Annotated in this window: 1 rRNA gene; it reads right to left on the bottom strand. The window is 54.2% G+C overall.

Annotation, left to right across the window (positions count from 1 at the left end):
• A 23S ribosomal RNA gene (locus ACHHZ7_RS25465) occupies positions 1–660 on the bottom strand; the annotation flags it as partial.

Raw genomic sequence — 660 nt, forward strand, 5'->3', positions numbered from 1 at the left:
AAGGTACCGGATTTACCTGGAACCTCCGCCTACATGCTTAAACCGGGACAACCGTCGCCCGGCTAACATAGCCTTCTCCGTCCCCCCTTCGCAGTAACACCAAGTACAGGAATATTAACCTGTTTCCCATCGACTACGCCTTTCGGCCTCGCCTTAGGGGTCGACTCACCCTGCCCCGATTAACGTTGGACAGGAACCCTTGGTCTTCCGGCGTGCGGGTTTTTCACCCGCATTATCGTTACTTATGTCAGCATTCGCACTTCTGATACCTCCAGCATGCCTCACGACACACCTTCAACGGCTTACAGAACGCTCCCCTACCCAACAACACATAGTGTCGCTGCCGCAGCTTCGGTGCATGGTTTAGCCCCGTTACATCTTCCGCGCAGGCCGACTCGACCAGTGAGCTATTACGCTTTCTTTAAATGATGGCTGCTTCTAAGCCAACATCCTGGCTGTCTGTGCCTTCCCACATCGTTTCCCACTTAACCATGACTTTGGGACCTTAGCTGGCGGTCTGGGTTGTTTCCCTCTTCACGACGGACGTTAGCACCCGCCGTGTGTCTCCCGTGATAACATTCTTCGGTATTCGCAGTTTGCATCGGGTTGGTAAGTCGGGATGACCCCCTAGCCGAAACAGTGCTCTACCCCCGAAGATGA

Origin of the sequence: Citrobacter freundii complex sp. 2024EL-00216, from assembly GCF_043945515.1 — a bacterium.
Classification (GTDB): Bacteria; Pseudomonadota; Gammaproteobacteria; order Enterobacterales; family Enterobacteriaceae; genus Citrobacter; species Citrobacter portucalensis.